Genomic DNA, 13,915 nt, shown 5'->3' on the forward strand with positions numbered 1-13,915 from the left:
CCATCGTCCGAGCATAGATCCCAGCGATCCAGGCGACTCGCCCCATCAGCCCCCCAACCATGCCAAACACCCACTGCCCCGATTGGGCCACCGCCCTGCTCAATGGCTTCAGCCAGATCTTCCTCCAGCGTCATCCGCTGTGCGGCTTGCTGTGTCTGCTGGCGATCCTGTTCAGCGCTCCGGCCCTGTTCGGCGGCGCGTTGCTGGGCGGCGTGGCCGGTTTGCTCACGGCTCAGCGGCGCGGTTACGCCAAGGCGGATCGGCAGGCCGGGCTGTTCAGCTACAACGGCATCCTGCTGGGGTTGCTGTTGAGCCTGGCATTGCCCTGGTCGGTCTTATTGCCACCGCTGATCATCGCCAGCGGCGGTCTCAGTGCGATGCTGGTCCAGCAGTGGCTCAAGCGGACCCGCCGCCCTCGATGCCTGCCCGCCTACACCGCGCCCTTCGTGGGGTTGGGTTGGTTGCTGCTGAGTTTTGCCCCGCCAGCGTCGTCCCCCCAATCGGTCGACCTGACGATGCCCAACCTGCTGGCCGCCCATTTGAACGGATTGGGCCAGGTCATGTTTCTCGACCACCCGCTGGCCGGTGCGCTGATCGCCGCAGGCTTGCTGCTGGCCAACCGTCGCGCCGCCGGCTGGGCCCTGATCGGTTCGGCCATGGGCCTTGCATTCGCCTTGTTGCATCACGAACACACAGTCGCTCTTTCAGGGCTGGGTGGCTATAACCCGGCCCTGGTGGCCCTGGCCCTCAGCCAACAGCACCGCCGGCCGTGGCTACCCGGGGGCGGGCATCTTCCTGGCGCTGATGCTCGCGCCGGGGTTTATCGCCCTTGGCCTGGCGCCGTTGACCGCGCCGTTCATCCTGGCCTGCTGGCTGATCCAGGCAACCGGGCGGGCGTGGCACCAGGCCAGCCTCGACGCTGCGCCTTGCGCTCGGCGGGGCAATCACCCTAGGCTTCGTTGATTCCTGGTTCAGGCGAAGATTATGGACAGCAGCAACAACTGGCGTGAACGTCTCTACGTCTTGATTTTCCAGAGCGACACCGCGGCCGGCCGGCGCTTTGACAGCATCCTGTTGTTGATCATCCTCGCCAGCCTGGTGATCGTGATGCTCGACAGCATCGACAGCGTGCACAAAAACTACGCCACCCTGTTAGCTGCCATCGAATGGGGTTTCACCGGCATCTTCATTGTCGAATATGGCCTGCGCCTGTACTGCTCACCCAAGCCGTTGCGCTATGCCTTCAGCTTCTACGGCCTGGTGGACCTGCTGGCGATCGTGCCGGGCATCCTGGCGCTGTATTACAGCGACGCCCAGTACCTGCTGATCATTCGAATCATCCGTATGCTGCGGATTTTCCGAGTGCTCAAGCTCAGCCCTTATCTCAAGCAGGCCAACTACCTGATGGCGGCGCTGCGGGGGAGCAAGCAGAAGATCATCGTGTTTCTGGTCAGCGTATCGACCCTGGTGACTGTGTTCGGCACGTTGATGTATGTCATCGAAGGCCCGGGCAATGGTTTCACCAGCATTCCCAAGGGTATCTATTGGGCTATCGTGACACTGACCACCGTGGGCTTTGGCGATATCGTGCCCAAGACGCCACTGGGCCAGGTGGTTTCGTCGCTGGTGATGATCACGGGTTACTCGATCATCGCCGTGCCCACGGGTATTTTCACCGCTGAACTGGCCACCGCGATGCGCGGTGATCAACTCAAGCACAATTGCCCGGTGTGCAGTAAAAACAACCACGAACACGGGGCGGCTTTTTGCTCCCGTTGCGGCAATGCGTTGTTTAAGAAATTGGAATAAGCAAAGTACTTTTTAATGCTTGAAGGTCTATAAGCTTGCCATTAGTGTGCCAGCTAATTGTCCGTATCCCCGTTCAAATAAAAAGGAATTCGCCGTGAAGAACTTCTTTGGCGCCTCACTTCTCGCCGCAGGCCTGGCCTTCGGCAGCCTGGCCCAGGCCGCCCCGACCCTGCTCAACGTCTCCTACGACGTGATGCGCGACTTCTACAAAGACTACAACGCGGCCTTCCAGAAACATTGGCAGGCTGAACACAACGAAAACATCACCGTGCAGATGTCCTTCGGCGGTTCCAGCAAGCAGGCACGCTCGGTGATCGACGGGTTGCCGGCGGATGTCATCACCATGAACATGGCCACCGACATCAACGCCCTGGCAGACAACGGCAAACTGGTGCCCGAGAACTGGGTCACCCGCCTGCCGAACAACAGCGCACCGTTCACCTCGGCCACGGTGTTCATCGTGCGCAAGGGCAACCCCAAGGCGCTGAAAGACTGGCCCGACCTGCTCAAGGACGGCGTGCAAGTGATCGTGCCCAACCCGAAAACCTCCGGCAACGGCCGCTACACCTACCTGTCGGCCTGGGGTTATGTGCTGAAGAACGGCGGTGACGAAACCAAGGCCAAGGCCTTCGTCGGCAAGCTGTTCAAGCAGGCGCCCGTGCTGGACACCGGTGGCCGCGCCGCAACGACCACCTTCATGACCAACCAGATCGGCGATGTGCTGGTGACCTTTGAAAACGAAGCCGAGATGATCGCCCGCGAGTTCGGCCGGGACCAGTTCGAAGTGGTCTACCCGAGCGTCTCCGCCGAAGCCGAGCCACCGGTGAGCGTGGTCGACAAAGTGGTCGAGAAAAAAGGCTCCCGCGAAGCTGCCGAGGCGTACCTCAAATACCTGTGGTCGCCCGAAGGCCAGGAAATCGCCGCCGCCAACTACCTGCGTCCACGGGACCCCGCCGTACTGGCTAAGTACACCGACCGCTTCCCGAAAGTGGATTTCCTCTCAGTGGAAAAGACCTTTGGCGACTGGCGCACGGTGCAGAAGACTCACTTCAATGATGGTGGGATTTTCGACCAGATCTACAGCGGGCAGTAAAGAGGCTTTTGGTGGCGAGGGAGCTTGCTCCCGCTGGGCTGCGTAGCAGCCCTATCTTTTTGCGGTTGCTGCGCAACCGAGCGGGAGCAAGCTCCCTCGCCACACACACAGTGTTCGCCGCAACCATCAACGACAAGCATGTCTGATATCAGCCCCAAAGCCTGTTCCTGAGCCCCGCAACTCTTTAGCCTCACGCCATCCTTTCCAGCTACTGATGAGATTGCCATGAGTGCCCATTCCGCTGCCGTGCCCGCCGGCACAAGCCTGACCCGAGGCATGGTCCTGCTGTTCGCCTTCTGCTGCGGCGCCATCGTCGCCAATATCTATTACGCGCAGCCCATCATCGAACTGATCGCACCGGACGTCGGCCTCAGCAGCACCATGGCCAGCCTGATCGTTTCGTTGACCCAGATCGGTTATGCCCTGGGCCTGTTTTTCCTGGTACCGCTGGGTGACTTGCTGGAAAATCGTCGCCTGATGATCCTCACCACCGTGGTGGCGATTGCCAGTCTGCTGGGGGCGGCGTTCACCGATCAACCCAACGTGTTCCTGCTGGTTTCGTTGCTGGTGGGTTTCAGTTCGGTGTCGGTGCAGGTGCTGATTCCCCTGGCTGCGCACCTGGCGCCGGAGGCCTCCCGGGGTCGAGTCGTCGGCGGGATCATGGGCGGCCTGCTGTTGGGGATCCTGCTGGCGCGGCCGATCTCAAGCGTCGTGGCTGATCACTTCGGCTGGCGGGCGATGTTCATGATCGCCGCAGCATTAATGGCCGTGATCAGCATCGTCCTGGCGCTGACCGTACCCAAGCGCCAACCTGACCACAGCGCCTCCTATGGCCAACTGCTGGGCTCGCTCGGCACCCTGCTGCGTCAACAACCGCAGCTGCGTCAACGGGCGTTTTACCAGGCCTGTATGTTCGCCACGTTCAGCCTGTTCTGGACCGCCGTGCCGCTGGAGCTGTCACGCAACCATGGTTTGTCCCAGACTGAAATCGCCCTGTTCGCCCTGGTCGGTGCCATCGGAGCCATCGCCGCGCCCATCGCCGGTCGCCTGGCGGACGCCGGCCATAGCCGGGTGGCCTCGCTGCTGGCCATGGTGTTTGCCAGCCTGAGCTTCCTGCCGGCCTTCATTCACCCGCTCTACAGCGTCATCGGCCTGGCCGTGACCGGCGTGGTCCTGGATTTCTGTGTGCAAATGAACATGGTGCTGGGCCAGCGCACCATTTACGCCCTCGATGCCAAGAGTCGCAGCCGGCTGAACGCGCTGTACATGACCAGCATCTTTGTCGGTGGGGCGTTCGGCTCATCGATTGCCAGCGCGGTGTACGAACACGGCGGCTGGTTGTGGGTGGTGATCATCGGCAGCGCCTTCCCGCTGTTGGCCTTGCTGCGCTTCTTGAGTGCCTCGCGCAAGCCGTCCCTGGTCACGGCCTGAAACCCCACGCATAAAAAATGCCCGGTCGCTCAAGGCGACCGGGCATTTTCATGGAGCGGTCAAATCCGCACATTGCCTCGCGGCCCGGCAATCGCCCAGATGATCAGGCCCAACACTGGCAACAGAATGATCAGCAGCACCCACAGGATTTTCATCCCGGTTTCAGCGCCGCTCTTGAGCACATTGATGATCGCCCAGATATCGAGCGCCAGGATGATCAGGCCGATCAGGCCGTTGAAGGTAGAACCCATGGTGTCGCTCCCAAATGGTGGTAGGCACTCTTAGGATAGCGGGCCGCCAGCGAGGGTTCCGTTTTATTGCTTCAGACGTGGACGGCGACCTTGAGGGCTTCCAGGGACGGCGCGGCGGCAATACCGACTTCAGCACACAGCGCCAGGACCCGCGGCACATCGTTGCCGTACACCAACACCATTTGCAATTCATCGTCGAGCAACTGGCTGAAGTTCATCAGCACGTAGCCGCCGTTTTCCTTGTTCAGGCTGCCCATCTGGATCTGGATGCGGTTGAGCGCGGTGAGGGCTTCGGTTTTCGCCAGTTGCTTGGGCTTGAGATTGAACGCCACGCTGGGGCCGAACGAGGCGACGATCTGCTCGAACAGATCAACGTAGGTGTCCGCCTGGAACAGCACGGTATCCGGCAGGCTGCCCACCACCACCCATTCCCCCAGTGAAATCGGGAAGGTGTCGTCGTAGTTGATATCAGGGTTGGCCGCCAGGAAGCCCGCCGGATCGGCATAGGCCTGGGCCGCTTCGTCAGCGATTTTCGCAATGTCCTCATCGCCCAGGCAGCCGGAGCTGATTTTGCTGATGAGTTCGACGAGAGCGGCGTTCATGGGGTGGATCCTGTGGTGAATGGGGTTTTGAGGGCGCGCAGGATAGCGCATTCACAAGCGGATTAGGATTGGAGAAGGATCTGTGGCAATGGAGCTTTTGTCTTTTGTGGCGAGGGGATTTATCCCCGCTGGGCTGCGAAGCAACCCCTGAAGTTAATCTGACACACTGAGTTATCAGCTAGGAGGGGGCCGCTTCGCGCCCCAGCGGGGATAAATCCCCTCGCCACAAAAGCTTCTCCATTTGAGCGGAGCTCAACCCAACAACTTCTCCAACTGCGCCGTGGTATCCACCGCCCCCATGGTCTTGGCCGCATCCAGGGCCGAGACGCCATTGGCATCCTTGGCTTTCGGGTCGGCGCCTTTGCTGATCAGGTAATCGACGATTTCCACCCGGTTGAACATCGCGGCCATCATCAGCGCGGTGCGGCCATCGAAGGAAGAACCTTCCACCTGCGCACCGCCTTCCACCAACGCCGTGACCACCGCCAGGTCGCCCTTGAACGCCGCGCCGGCAATCGGGCTCTGGCCGTTGTCGTTGCGCACTTCCGGATCGGCCTTGTGTTCCAGCAGCACTTTCACGGTCTCCACATGCCCGTGGTACGCGGCCAACATCAGCAAGGTGTCGCCCTTGTGATTACGCAGGTTCGGCGGCAGGCCTTTGCTCAGCAAGGCGGCCATCATGGCGGCGTCGCCCTGGCGTGCGACGTTGAACACCTGCTCGGCAAACTCCGCAGCCTCTTCCGGGGTCATCTGGCGGCTTGTATCGGACATGGGAAACTCCACTCAAGTCTTTGCAAAGCGGCTAGTTTCCCGACGGACTCGGTGCCTGTCATCCCTTTTTTCTCTGCACCGTCCATAGCCAGAATCAATAGCGGTATTGCCCGCCCTGGATCTGCGTCGCCAGTTGCCGGTCGACCCGCACGTAGGTCTGAGTGCCCGGTAGCCAGGCGAAGACCGGCTCATCACCCATGACGCAGGGATCGAAGGCTTCGGCCTTGAGGCGGGTTTTCTGATATTTGAAGGTGCCGGTGGTGTCCATTTTCACTTTGATGCGCAGGAACAGCGGCACCGCATAGGCCGGCAGTTTGCATTGCAGGAACTGCAACAGCTCACTGAAATCCAGCATCGCCAGGGATTCCGCCGGGGTGATCGCCGCCATGCCGGCGCGGCCGTTGGTGCCATTGATTTCCACGCCATAGGCCACCGCCTCGGACACCTGCGGGTGTTGCAGCAGCACGTTCTCGACTTCCGTGGTGGAAACGTTCTCGCCCTTCCAGCGGTAAGTGTCGCCGAGGCGGTCGACGAACTGCCCATGGCCAAAACCTATATTGCGCAACAGGTCACCGGTGTTGAAATAGCGGTCGCCCAGGACGAAGGCATCCCGATAGATGGTTTTTTCGGTCTTGGCCGGATCGGTATAGCCGTCCAGCGGCGCCTTGTCGTCGATCCGCGCCAACAGCAGGCCCGGTTCCCCCCTCGGCACTTTCTGCATCCGCCCTTGCAGGTTGCGCAGCGGCGCTCCGCTGTCATGGTCGTACTGCACCAGTTCCCAGCCCATCAGGGAAAACCCGACGGTGTTGTCGAAATTCAGGACGTTGGTGAAACCGATATTGCCGTCGCTGGCTGCGTACAGCTCGCAGATGTGGTCGATGCCGAAGCGTGTCTTGAACGCCGACCAGGCCCCCGGACGCAGGCCGTTGCCGATCATCTTCTTCACGTCATGGTGGCGGTCTTCGGTGCTGGCGGGCTGGTCGACCAGATACCGGCACAACTCACCGACATAACCCAGAGTGGTCGCCCGGTATCGGCGCACGTCGCTCCAGAACTGACTGGCACTGAACTTGCGCCGGATCGCAAATCCCGATGCGCCACAGATCGCCGCGCCCCAGCACACGCACAGGCCCGTGGCGTGGTACAGCGGCAAGGTGCAATACACGATGTCATCGGGCTGCATGTCCAGGGCAATCAGGCCAAAACTGGTGGAGGTACGCATCCAGCGTCCATGGCGAAATACCCCGGCCTTGGGCAGCCCGGTGGTGCCCGAGGTGTAGAGGTACAGGCACAGATCATTGAAGAAGACCTGTTGGCTGCTGGCCGGGTTATCGCCTGGGTAATCGTTGCTGCGACTGAACAGGTCGACGAAACCGGGCGGGGCATCGGCGCTGTCCTGATCGGCTACCCACCAGGTTCGAGCGCTCGGCAGTGCGGTGCGGCCGCGCACGTCGTTAAAAGCCGCGACCCGTTCATCCCCCACCACCACGGCGACCGGCGCCACCAGCGCCAGGCTGTGCACCAGTGCATCGCCCACCTGCGAGGTGTTGAGCATGGCGCTGACCGCGCCGACCTTCGCCACCGCCAACACGGTGATCAACAACTGTGGACGGTTCTCGATGAAAATCGCGATGCAGTCGCCTTTGCCGATGCCCTGCGCCAACAAGCAGTGGGCAATGCGATTGGCCTGCTCGTTGACCTGTGCATAACTCCATACCGCATCGCCACACAGCAAGGCAGGGCCCTGTGGATTGCGGTGCGTGGCCTGCTCGAAACACCAACCCAGTCCGCAGGGCTGGGCCGGGTCCTGGACGTTGGCGAGCTTCATGCCTTTGATGATCCGGGGAACGGCTCTGGCAAGGGTGGGCAGCTTGCGCAGCATCATGCTCCAGGTAATAACGTCGCTGGGTGTACGACTCATGGTGGTCTTCCCCGTTTGACCTTGTGGGCCTGGGTTCTTGTTATCGGGTTGGAGGTGATGGTGGAGCGAAAGTACGCCAGCGATTCCGGCGCTGTACACGCGGTTTTTGCAATGTTTTGTATCCGCAGCCCAGGACGGGCGAAACGTGAGCCCCAGAAGATCAATTGGTTCCAAATAAAATCGCCAGACCACGCAAAATGCAGGATGCACGATGGCCATTCATGCAAGATGCACGAAAGCAAAAAAACAGGAAATTACTAACTGATTGTTTTTTAAGGGTTTTAATTACTAGCCAAGGCTGGCACAGACACTGCAACTACCCCTCCACGGTTTGCCATCAAAACCATGGAGCAGTCAAATATGAACATGATTCAAGAAAAATTTTCGTCCCTGTTTTCCAACTACGAAGTGACCACACAGGCTCGCCCGGATGGCGGCATCCTGCTGACATTGCGCAATAGCGAAGGCAAACAGTTGAAACGCTCGATTTCCTATGCGCAGTTGCACGCCGGGGATCAATTGTCCTGGGTCATCAGCGCCATCCGTCGCGACCTGGCTGAACAGGCCAGCGAACTGCCACAGATCACGCTGCTGCAGAGCCAACATCGTTTTGCTCTGCCGACCTATCACAGCGCCTGAACCTTCTGTGGGAGCGGGCTTGCTCGCGAATGCGGTGTATCAGCTACATCCTTGTCGACTGACACACCGCATTCGCAAGCAAGCCCGCTCCCACATTGCATTTTTGTTGCCTGCGGGCATTAAAAGCTGGAAGGATCGATCCGCGCAAAACTGTCCACAGTGACATGCCCAGCCAACTCACCGCCCTCCCGGGCCAGCCCGCAAGTTGCCATGCCCGCGTCGCGGGCCGCGTCCAACTCTTGGACGATGTCGGACAGAAACAGCATCTCCCCTGCTGCAACGCCCACCGCCTCGCTGATGCGCTGGTAGGACTGCACGTCCCGCTTGGGCCCCGACGTAGTGTCAAAGTACCCGCTGAACAATGGCGACAGGTCGCCGGCCTCGGAACAACCGAAAATCAGTTTCTGCGCCTGGATCGAGCCCGAGGAATAAACGAACAGCCGGAAACCTTCCTGGTGCCACCGCTGGAGCGCCTGCACCGCGTCCGGGTAAACGTGGCCTTTCAACGTTCCGGCCTGATACCCCTGCTCCCAGACCATTCCCTGCAACGCCTTGAGCGGCGTGGCCTTGCGGTCTTCGGCGATCCAGCCCAACAGGATCGCGATGGTCCGCTCGACGTCCGCGTCCGGCTCTCCGCTGTCCTGACGCACAGCGGCCAGTTGTTCGGCCACGTCGGCGCGTTCGGCGTTCTGCCGGACGAAATCCGGCAAATGCCTGGCGGCATAGGGAAACAGCACATCAAACACGAAACTCACCGCACTGGTGGTGCCTTCGATGTCGGTGAGGATGGCTTTGATCGGCATGGGCTCAATCCTCCAGGCGCGGGAAGCGGCTGGCGATGTCATCGCCGGTGAACTTCGCGACCCAGCCTTCCGGGTTGTTGAACAGGCGGATGGCCACGAAATGCGGATGCTCGCCCATGTCGAACCAGTGGGGCGTGCCGGCGGGCACCGAGATCAGGTCATTCTTTTCGCACAGCACGGCGTAGACGTAATCGTCGAGGTGCAGGGTAAACAGGCCGCGACCGGCGACGAAAAATCGCACTTCGTCTTCACCATGGCGGTGCTCGTCGAGGAACTTGGCGCGCAGCTCGGCTTTTTGCGGGTGATCGCTGTTGAGGCTGATGACATCGACCGTGACATAGCCGCGCTCGGTCATCAAGCGGTCGATCTGGCTCTGGTAGGCGGCGATGACCTCGTCCTGGCTGGCGCCGGGCTGGATTTTCGCCGCAGCCTCCCAACGGTCGAAATGCACGCCTTTTTCGGCCAGGGTCGAGGCGATGTCTTCGAAATGGGTCAGCACCTTGTTCGGGATGTCAGGGCTTGAGACGTGGTAGACGGACAGGCTGCTCATGGCTATGGCTCCAGCAAATTAACGGTTCAGGAGTGCGCGGGTCTTAAGTTCGCACTCGAACAGGAACTCGAACGCTTCGATCTGGCGCAGTGCATCGTTCATGCCCGGCCCCCAGGTATACAGGCCGTGACCGCGAATAAGGTAGCCGACGCAATCGGGGTGTGCCTCGAGCCAGGGCTGCACTTTGGCGGCCAAGCGGGCGATGTCCTGGTCATTGTCGAAAATCGGCACGCGGACCCGGGATTCGTGAGTCGAAATACCGCTGAAGGCCTTTTGCAGTTCATAGTCTTCGAAGTCGATGAAGGCTTCGGCGGTCAGGCGCGACAACACCGTGGCATTCACCGAATGGGTGTGCAGCACGGCACCGATCTGCGGCCGCCAGCGATACAGCTGGGTATGCAGCAGGGTTTCGGCGGACGGTTTCTTGCCCGGTTCCAGGCTGTTGCCGTCCAGGTCGGTGGCCAGCACATCGTCCAGGCCCAGTTGCCCCTTGTGCTTGCCGGACACAGTCAGCAAGGCCTGGTCAGGGGCAAGCCGGGTCGAATAGTTGCTGCTGGTGGCCGGGGACCAGCCGCGGCCATACAAAAAACGCCCGGCGTCGATGATTTCCCGGGCGAGCTGTTCACGGGTAAGGCTCATGGCCTGTCCTCTTGCATACGTGTGGCAATGATAACGGCTGCAGCGAAGGCTGCGAGGCTGGCGATGCTGAACGTCCAAGTGGCGCCCAGGGCATTCCAGCTGTAGCCGGAATACAACGCACCCAAGGCCCCGCCCGTGCCGGCCAGCGCCGCGTACAGCGCCTGGCCCTGGCCTTGCTGACGGGGACCGAAGCTACGTTGCACGAAATGAATGGCAGCGGCGTGAAAGCTGCCGAAGGTCGCCGCGTGCAACACCTGGGCAAACAGCAGCACCCAGAGAAATTCAGCCAATGATCCCAGCAGCAGCCAGCGCAACGCCGCCAGCAGGAAACTCACCAGCAGTACCCGGCGCACGGAAAACCGCGCGAGGATCCGACTCATCAGCAGGAAGATCAACACTTCGGCCACCACGCCGACGGCCCAGAGCAGCCCGATCAAACCACGGCTGTAGCCCAGGTGCTCGAGGTGCAACGTCAGGAAGGTGTAATACGGCCCATGGCTCACCTGCATCAGCCCCACGCACGTGTAGAACGCCAGCACGCCAGGGTTGCGCAGTTGCCGCAAAAAGCCGTCCCCCGCCACCCGTGGCCCCTGCACTGGCTGGGCGTTGGGCACCCAGAAACTGGCGAACACGATCCCGGCCATGATCAGCACCAACGCCAGCGGATAAATGTCCAGGCTCAGCCATTCGAACAGTCGGCCCAGCAACACCACGGTGATGATAAAGCCAATAGAGCCCCACAAGCGGATCTGGCTGTAGCGCGAGGTTTGCCCGCTCAAGTGGGCCAGGGTGATGACTTCGAACTGCGGCAGCACCGCGTGCCAGAAGAACGCGTGCAGCGCCATGACCATCGCCAGCCAGGCGTAGCTTTTATCGATGAAGATCAGCGAGAAGGTCAACAGCGTGCAGATCGCACCAAACCGCACGATCGCCAGGCGCTGGCCGGTGTAATCCCCCAGCCAGCCCCAGATGTTCGGCGCCACGCAGCGCATCAGCATGGGAATCGCCACCAGCTCGCCGATGCGCGCCGCGTTGAACCCCAGGTGATCGAAATACAGCGCCAGGAACGGCGCCGTCGAACCGAGCAGCGCGAAATAGAACAGGTAGAAACTGGAGAGCCGCCAGTACGGCAATGCCGCCATGGTCGTCAGGCCACGGCGGTCGGCTGGCCAACCATCAAAGCTGGCCCAGCACCGGGGTGCTGACCCGCACGTCGGCGTTCTGGCCGCGATGACGCAACAGGTGATCCATCAGCACGATCGCCATCATCGCCTCGGCGATGGGCGTGGCCCGGATGCCGACGCATGGATCATGACGGCCCTTGGTGATGACCTCCACCGGGTTGCCATGGACATCGATGGAACGGCCCGGCGTGGTGATGCTGGACGTTGGCTTCAAGGCCAGGTGCGCCACGATCGGCTGGCCCGAAGAAATACCGCCGAGGATGCCGCCGGCGTTATTGCTCAGGAAACCTTGCGGGGTCAGTTCGTCGCGGTGTTCGGTGCCGCGTTGGGCGACACAGGCAAAACCGGCGCCGATCTCCACGCCCTTCACGGCGTTGATGCTCATCAGCGCGTGGGCCAGCTCGGCATCGAGGCGGTCGAAGATCGGCTCGCCCAGGCCCGGCATCACGCCTTCGGCCACCACGGTGATCTTCGCGCCGACCGAATCCTGGTCACGGCGCAGTTGGTCCATGTAGGCCTCGAGCTCCGGCACCTTGTCTGGATCGGGGCAGAAAAAGGCGTTCTGCTCCACCGAATCCCAGGTCTTGAACGGGATTTCGATGGGCCCCAACTGACTCATGTAGCCACGAATCACGATGCCCTGGCTGGCCAGGTACTTCTTCGCAATCGCCCCGGCCGCCACGCGCATGGCGGTTTCCCGGGCCGAACTGCGACCGCCGCCACGGTAGTCGCGTTCACCGTATTTGTGGTGGTAGGTGTAGTCGGCGTGGGCCGGGCGGAACAGGTCCTTGATGGCCGAGTAGTCCTTGGACTTCTGGTCGGTGTTGCGGATCAGCAGGCCAATGGCGCAGCCAGTGGTGCGCCCTTCGAACACGCCGGAAAGGATTTCGACTTCATCGGCTTCCTGGCGCTGGGTGGTGTGGCGGCTGGTGCCGGGCTTGCGGCGGTCCAGGTCACGCTGCAGATCGTCCAGGGAAATCTCCAGGCCGGGCGGGCAGCCGTCGACAATGGCGACCAACGCCGGGCCATGGCTTTCGCCTGCGGTGGTAACGCTGAACAGCTTGCCGTAGGTATTGCCGGACATGCAGGGTGCTCCGTGAAATCGCTGAGAGACTCAACCTTGGATTCGTAATGGCCGCCAGTATACGCAGGCTCCCCGAGTAGTTCATCCTCGAACCTTATCGGTGCCTGCCAGTCCAACCGGCACCTTCGCAACTAATGGCGTGATGATGTTAAGAGTGCTTGCCTTGAGTCTTACCCTGTTCACTGGTCTGCTTTCCGGCGTGGTCCAGGCCACCGTCTTGCAACGCCCCATCAGCCTCGATACGGGCAGCGGTGAGCTTTTCGGCTCGCTGTTGCTGCCCAAGTCCGACACACCGGTGCCGGTTGTCCTGATCATTTCCGGGTCCGGTCCTACGGATCGCGACGGAAACAACCCCGACGGTGGGCGCAACGACAGCCTCAAGCGCCTGGCTTGGGTGCTGGCCAAGCACAACATCGCCAGCGTGCGTTATGACAAGCGCGGAGTGGCCGCCAGCCTTGCGGCGACCCCGGACGAACGCAACCTGAGCGTCGAAGCCTACGTGGCGGACGCTGTGGCCTGGAGCCACAAGCTCGCCGCCGACCCGCGGCTGGGCCCCCTGGTCATCCTGGGGCACAGCGAAGGCGCGTTGATCGCCAGCCTCGCCGCCCCGCAGGCCAACGCCGCCGCAGTGATTTCGGTGTCCGGCAGCGCCCGGCCAATCGATCAGGTCCTGCGTCAACAGTTGAGCAACCGCCTGCCACCGCCGCTGATGTTGCGCAGCAATGAGCTGCTCGACAGCCTCAAGGCCGGGCGGCTCGACGAGAATGTGCCAGCGCCACTGCAAGTCATTTTCCGTCCCAGCGTGCAGCCTTACCTGATCTCGTTGTTCCGCCAGGACCCGGCCCAGGCGTTCGCGGCGCTGAAGATGCCGGCCTTGATCATCCAGGGCAGCCATGACATCCAGGTCAGTATCGATGACGCCAGGCAATTGAAAGCCGCCAAGCCCGATGCCGAACTGGCGCTGATCGAAGGCATGAACCACGTCATGCGCATCGTGCCCAACGACGTGAAACGGCAATTGGCCTCCTACAAGGATCCCAACCTGCCCCTGGCCGCCGAACTCGGCGCGCATATCCTGAGTTTTATTGGCGCGTTAGCCGCCCATTAAGCGGTTTTAGTGGCAACTGGCTCTCCAGTC

The 13,915-nt window shown here is 61.4% G+C and carries 14 protein-coding genes and 1 pseudogene; 6 read left to right on the forward strand and 9 right to left on the reverse strand.

Features of this window, described 5'->3' with window-relative positions; all coding sequences use genetic code 11:
- Positions 1-59: 59 nt before the first annotated feature.
- The 4 genes and pseudogenes from CD58_RS21095 to CD58_RS21110 all read left to right on the forward strand — a co-directional run bounded on the left by CD58_RS21095 (position 60) and on the right by CD58_RS21110 (position 4,333).
- Positions 60-963: pseudogene (locus CD58_RS21095) on the forward strand (urea transporter).
- Positions 964-984: 21 nt separating this feature from the next.
- Positions 985-1,809 carry an ion transporter gene (locus tag CD58_RS21100; RefSeq protein WP_025214955.1) on the forward strand — a complete coding sequence of 275 codons (825 nt, stop codon included), beginning with the start codon at positions 985-987 and terminating at the stop codon, positions 1,807-1,809.
- 94 nt (positions 1,810-1,903) lie between these two features.
- The gene (locus tag CD58_RS21105; RefSeq protein ID WP_025214956.1) at positions 1,904-2,902 is read left to right on the forward strand and encodes a sulfate ABC transporter substrate-binding protein; all 999 of its coding nucleotides are present in this window, start codon (positions 1,904-1,906) and stop codon (positions 2,900-2,902) included.
- A gap of 225 nt (positions 2,903-3,127) precedes the next feature.
- Positions 3,128-4,333 (forward strand): MFS transporter, encoded by a 1,206-nt coding sequence (locus CD58_RS21110; protein ID WP_025214957.1) that lies wholly within the window; start codon positions 3,128-3,130, stop codon positions 4,331-4,333.
- A gap of 59 nt (positions 4,334-4,392) precedes the next feature.
- Here CD58_RS21110 and CD58_RS21115 read toward each other — a convergent pair whose 3' ends face one another.
- The 4 genes from CD58_RS21115 to CD58_RS21130 all read right to left on the reverse strand — a co-directional run bounded on the left by CD58_RS21115 (position 4,393) and on the right by CD58_RS21130 (position 7,878).
- Positions 4,393-4,584 (reverse strand): PLDc N-terminal domain-containing protein, encoded by a 192-nt coding sequence (locus CD58_RS21115; RefSeq protein ID WP_003223221.1) that lies wholly within the window; start codon positions 4,582-4,584, stop codon positions 4,393-4,395.
- A gap of 71 nt (positions 4,585-4,655) precedes the next feature.
- Complete coding sequence (locus CD58_RS21120) at positions 4,656-5,186, reverse strand: hypothetical protein (protein ID WP_025214958.1); 531 nt, start codon at positions 5,184-5,186, stop codon at positions 4,656-4,658.
- Positions 5,187-5,438: 252 nt separating this feature from the next.
- Complete coding sequence (locus tag CD58_RS21125) at positions 5,439-5,957, reverse strand: ankyrin repeat domain-containing protein (RefSeq protein ID WP_025214959.1); 519 nt, start codon at positions 5,955-5,957, stop codon at positions 5,439-5,441.
- A 94-nt stretch (positions 5,958-6,051) separates the two neighbouring features.
- On the reverse strand, positions 6,052-7,878 hold the full coding sequence (locus tag CD58_RS21130) for a long-chain-acyl-CoA synthetase (RefSeq protein WP_025214960.1): 1,827 nt from the start codon (positions 7,876-7,878) through the stop codon (positions 6,052-6,054).
- Positions 7,879-8,238: 360 nt separating this feature from the next.
- Between CD58_RS21130 and CD58_RS21135 the strand changes: the two genes are divergently transcribed.
- A complete protein-coding gene (locus CD58_RS21135; RefSeq protein ID WP_025214961.1) occupies positions 8,239-8,517 on the forward strand; it encodes a DUF3509 domain-containing protein in 279 nt (92 codons plus the stop codon).
- Between the two features lie 119 nt (positions 8,518-8,636).
- On the opposite strand, the gene mtnC is transcribed toward CD58_RS21135, so the two are convergent.
- From mtnC to aroC, 5 genes are read right to left on the reverse strand one after another with little or no spacing between them, the layout of a single operon-like run.
- Entirely contained in the window at positions 8,637-9,320 is a 684-nt protein-coding gene (gene mtnC, locus CD58_RS21140) for an acireductone synthase (protein ID WP_025214962.1), read from the reverse strand.
- Positions 9,321-9,324: 4 nt separating this feature from the next.
- Positions 9,325-9,870 (reverse strand): 1,2-dihydroxy-3-keto-5-methylthiopentene dioxygenase, encoded by a 546-nt coding sequence (locus CD58_RS21145; RefSeq protein ID WP_025214963.1) that lies wholly within the window; start codon positions 9,868-9,870, stop codon positions 9,325-9,327.
- A gap of 18 nt (positions 9,871-9,888) precedes the next feature.
- On the reverse strand, positions 9,889-10,509 hold the full coding sequence (locus CD58_RS21150; protein ID WP_025214964.1) for a methylthioribulose 1-phosphate dehydratase: 621 nt from the start codon (positions 10,507-10,509) through the stop codon (positions 9,889-9,891).
- Entirely contained in the window at positions 10,506-11,651 is a 1,146-nt protein-coding gene (locus tag CD58_RS21155; RefSeq protein WP_025214965.1) for an MFS transporter, read from the reverse strand. The genes CD58_RS21150 and CD58_RS21155 overlap by 4 nt, the downstream gene beginning before the upstream one ends.
- Positions 11,652-11,685: 34 nt before the next feature.
- Positions 11,686-12,777: a chorismate synthase gene (gene aroC / locus CD58_RS21160; RefSeq protein ID WP_025214966.1), complete on the reverse strand. Its 1,092-nt coding sequence runs from the start codon at positions 12,775-12,777 to the stop codon at positions 11,686-11,688.
- Between the two features lie 142 nt (positions 12,778-12,919).
- Between aroC and CD58_RS21165 the strand changes: the two genes are divergently transcribed.
- Positions 12,920-13,885 (forward strand): alpha/beta hydrolase, encoded by a 966-nt coding sequence (locus CD58_RS21165; protein ID WP_038436704.1) that lies wholly within the window; start codon positions 12,920-12,922, stop codon positions 13,883-13,885.
- Positions 13,886-13,915: the final 30 nt, after the last annotated feature.

Source organism: Pseudomonas brassicacearum (assembly GCF_000585995.1).
GTDB classification, from domain to species: domain Bacteria; phylum Pseudomonadota; class Gammaproteobacteria; order Pseudomonadales; family Pseudomonadaceae; genus Aquipseudomonas; species Aquipseudomonas brassicacearum_A.

Bases quoted from the DNA above. Each gene is read 5' to 3' on its own strand.
- CD58_RS21100 (WP_025214955.1), top strand. From the start codon at position 985: ATGGACAGCAGCAACAACTGGCGTGAACGTCTCTACGTCTTGATTTTC.
- CD58_RS21110 (WP_025214957.1), top strand. From the start codon at position 3,128: ATGAGTGCCCATTCCGCTGCCGTGCCCGCCGGCACAAGCCTGACCCGA.
- CD58_RS21115 (WP_003223221.1), bottom strand. From the start codon at position 4,584: ATGGGTTCTACCTTCAACGGCCTGATCGGCCTGATCATCCTGGCGCTC.
- CD58_RS21120 (WP_025214958.1), bottom strand. From the start codon at position 5,186: ATGAACGCCGCTCTCGTCGAACTCATCAGCAAAATCAGCTCCGGCTGC.
- CD58_RS21125 (WP_025214959.1), bottom strand. From the start codon at position 5,957: ATGTCCGATACAAGCCGCCAGATGACCCCGGAAGAGGCTGCGGAGTTT.
- CD58_RS21130 (WP_025214960.1), bottom strand. From the start codon at position 7,878: ATGAGTCGTACACCCAGCGACGTTATTACCTGGAGCATGATGCTGCGC.
- CD58_RS21135 (WP_025214961.1), top strand. From the start codon at position 8,239: ATGAACATGATTCAAGAAAAATTTTCGTCCCTGTTTTCCAACTACGAA.
- mtnC (WP_025214962.1), bottom strand. From the start codon at position 9,320: ATGCCGATCAAAGCCATCCTCACCGACATCGAAGGCACCACCAGTGCG.
- CD58_RS21145 (WP_025214963.1), bottom strand. From the start codon at position 9,870: ATGAGCAGCCTGTCCGTCTACCACGTCTCAAGCCCTGACATCCCGAAC.
- CD58_RS21150 (WP_025214964.1), bottom strand. From the start codon at position 10,509: ATGAGCCTTACCCGTGAACAGCTCGCCCGGGAAATCATCGACGCCGGG.
- CD58_RS21155 (WP_025214965.1), bottom strand. From the start codon at position 11,651: ATGGCGGCATTGCCGTACTGGCGGCTCTCCAGTTTCTACCTGTTCTAT.
- aroC (WP_025214966.1), bottom strand. From the start codon at position 12,777: ATGTCCGGCAATACCTACGGCAAGCTGTTCAGCGTTACCACCGCAGGC.
- CD58_RS21165 (WP_038436704.1), top strand. From the start codon at position 12,920: ATGATGTTAAGAGTGCTTGCCTTGAGTCTTACCCTGTTCACTGGTCTG.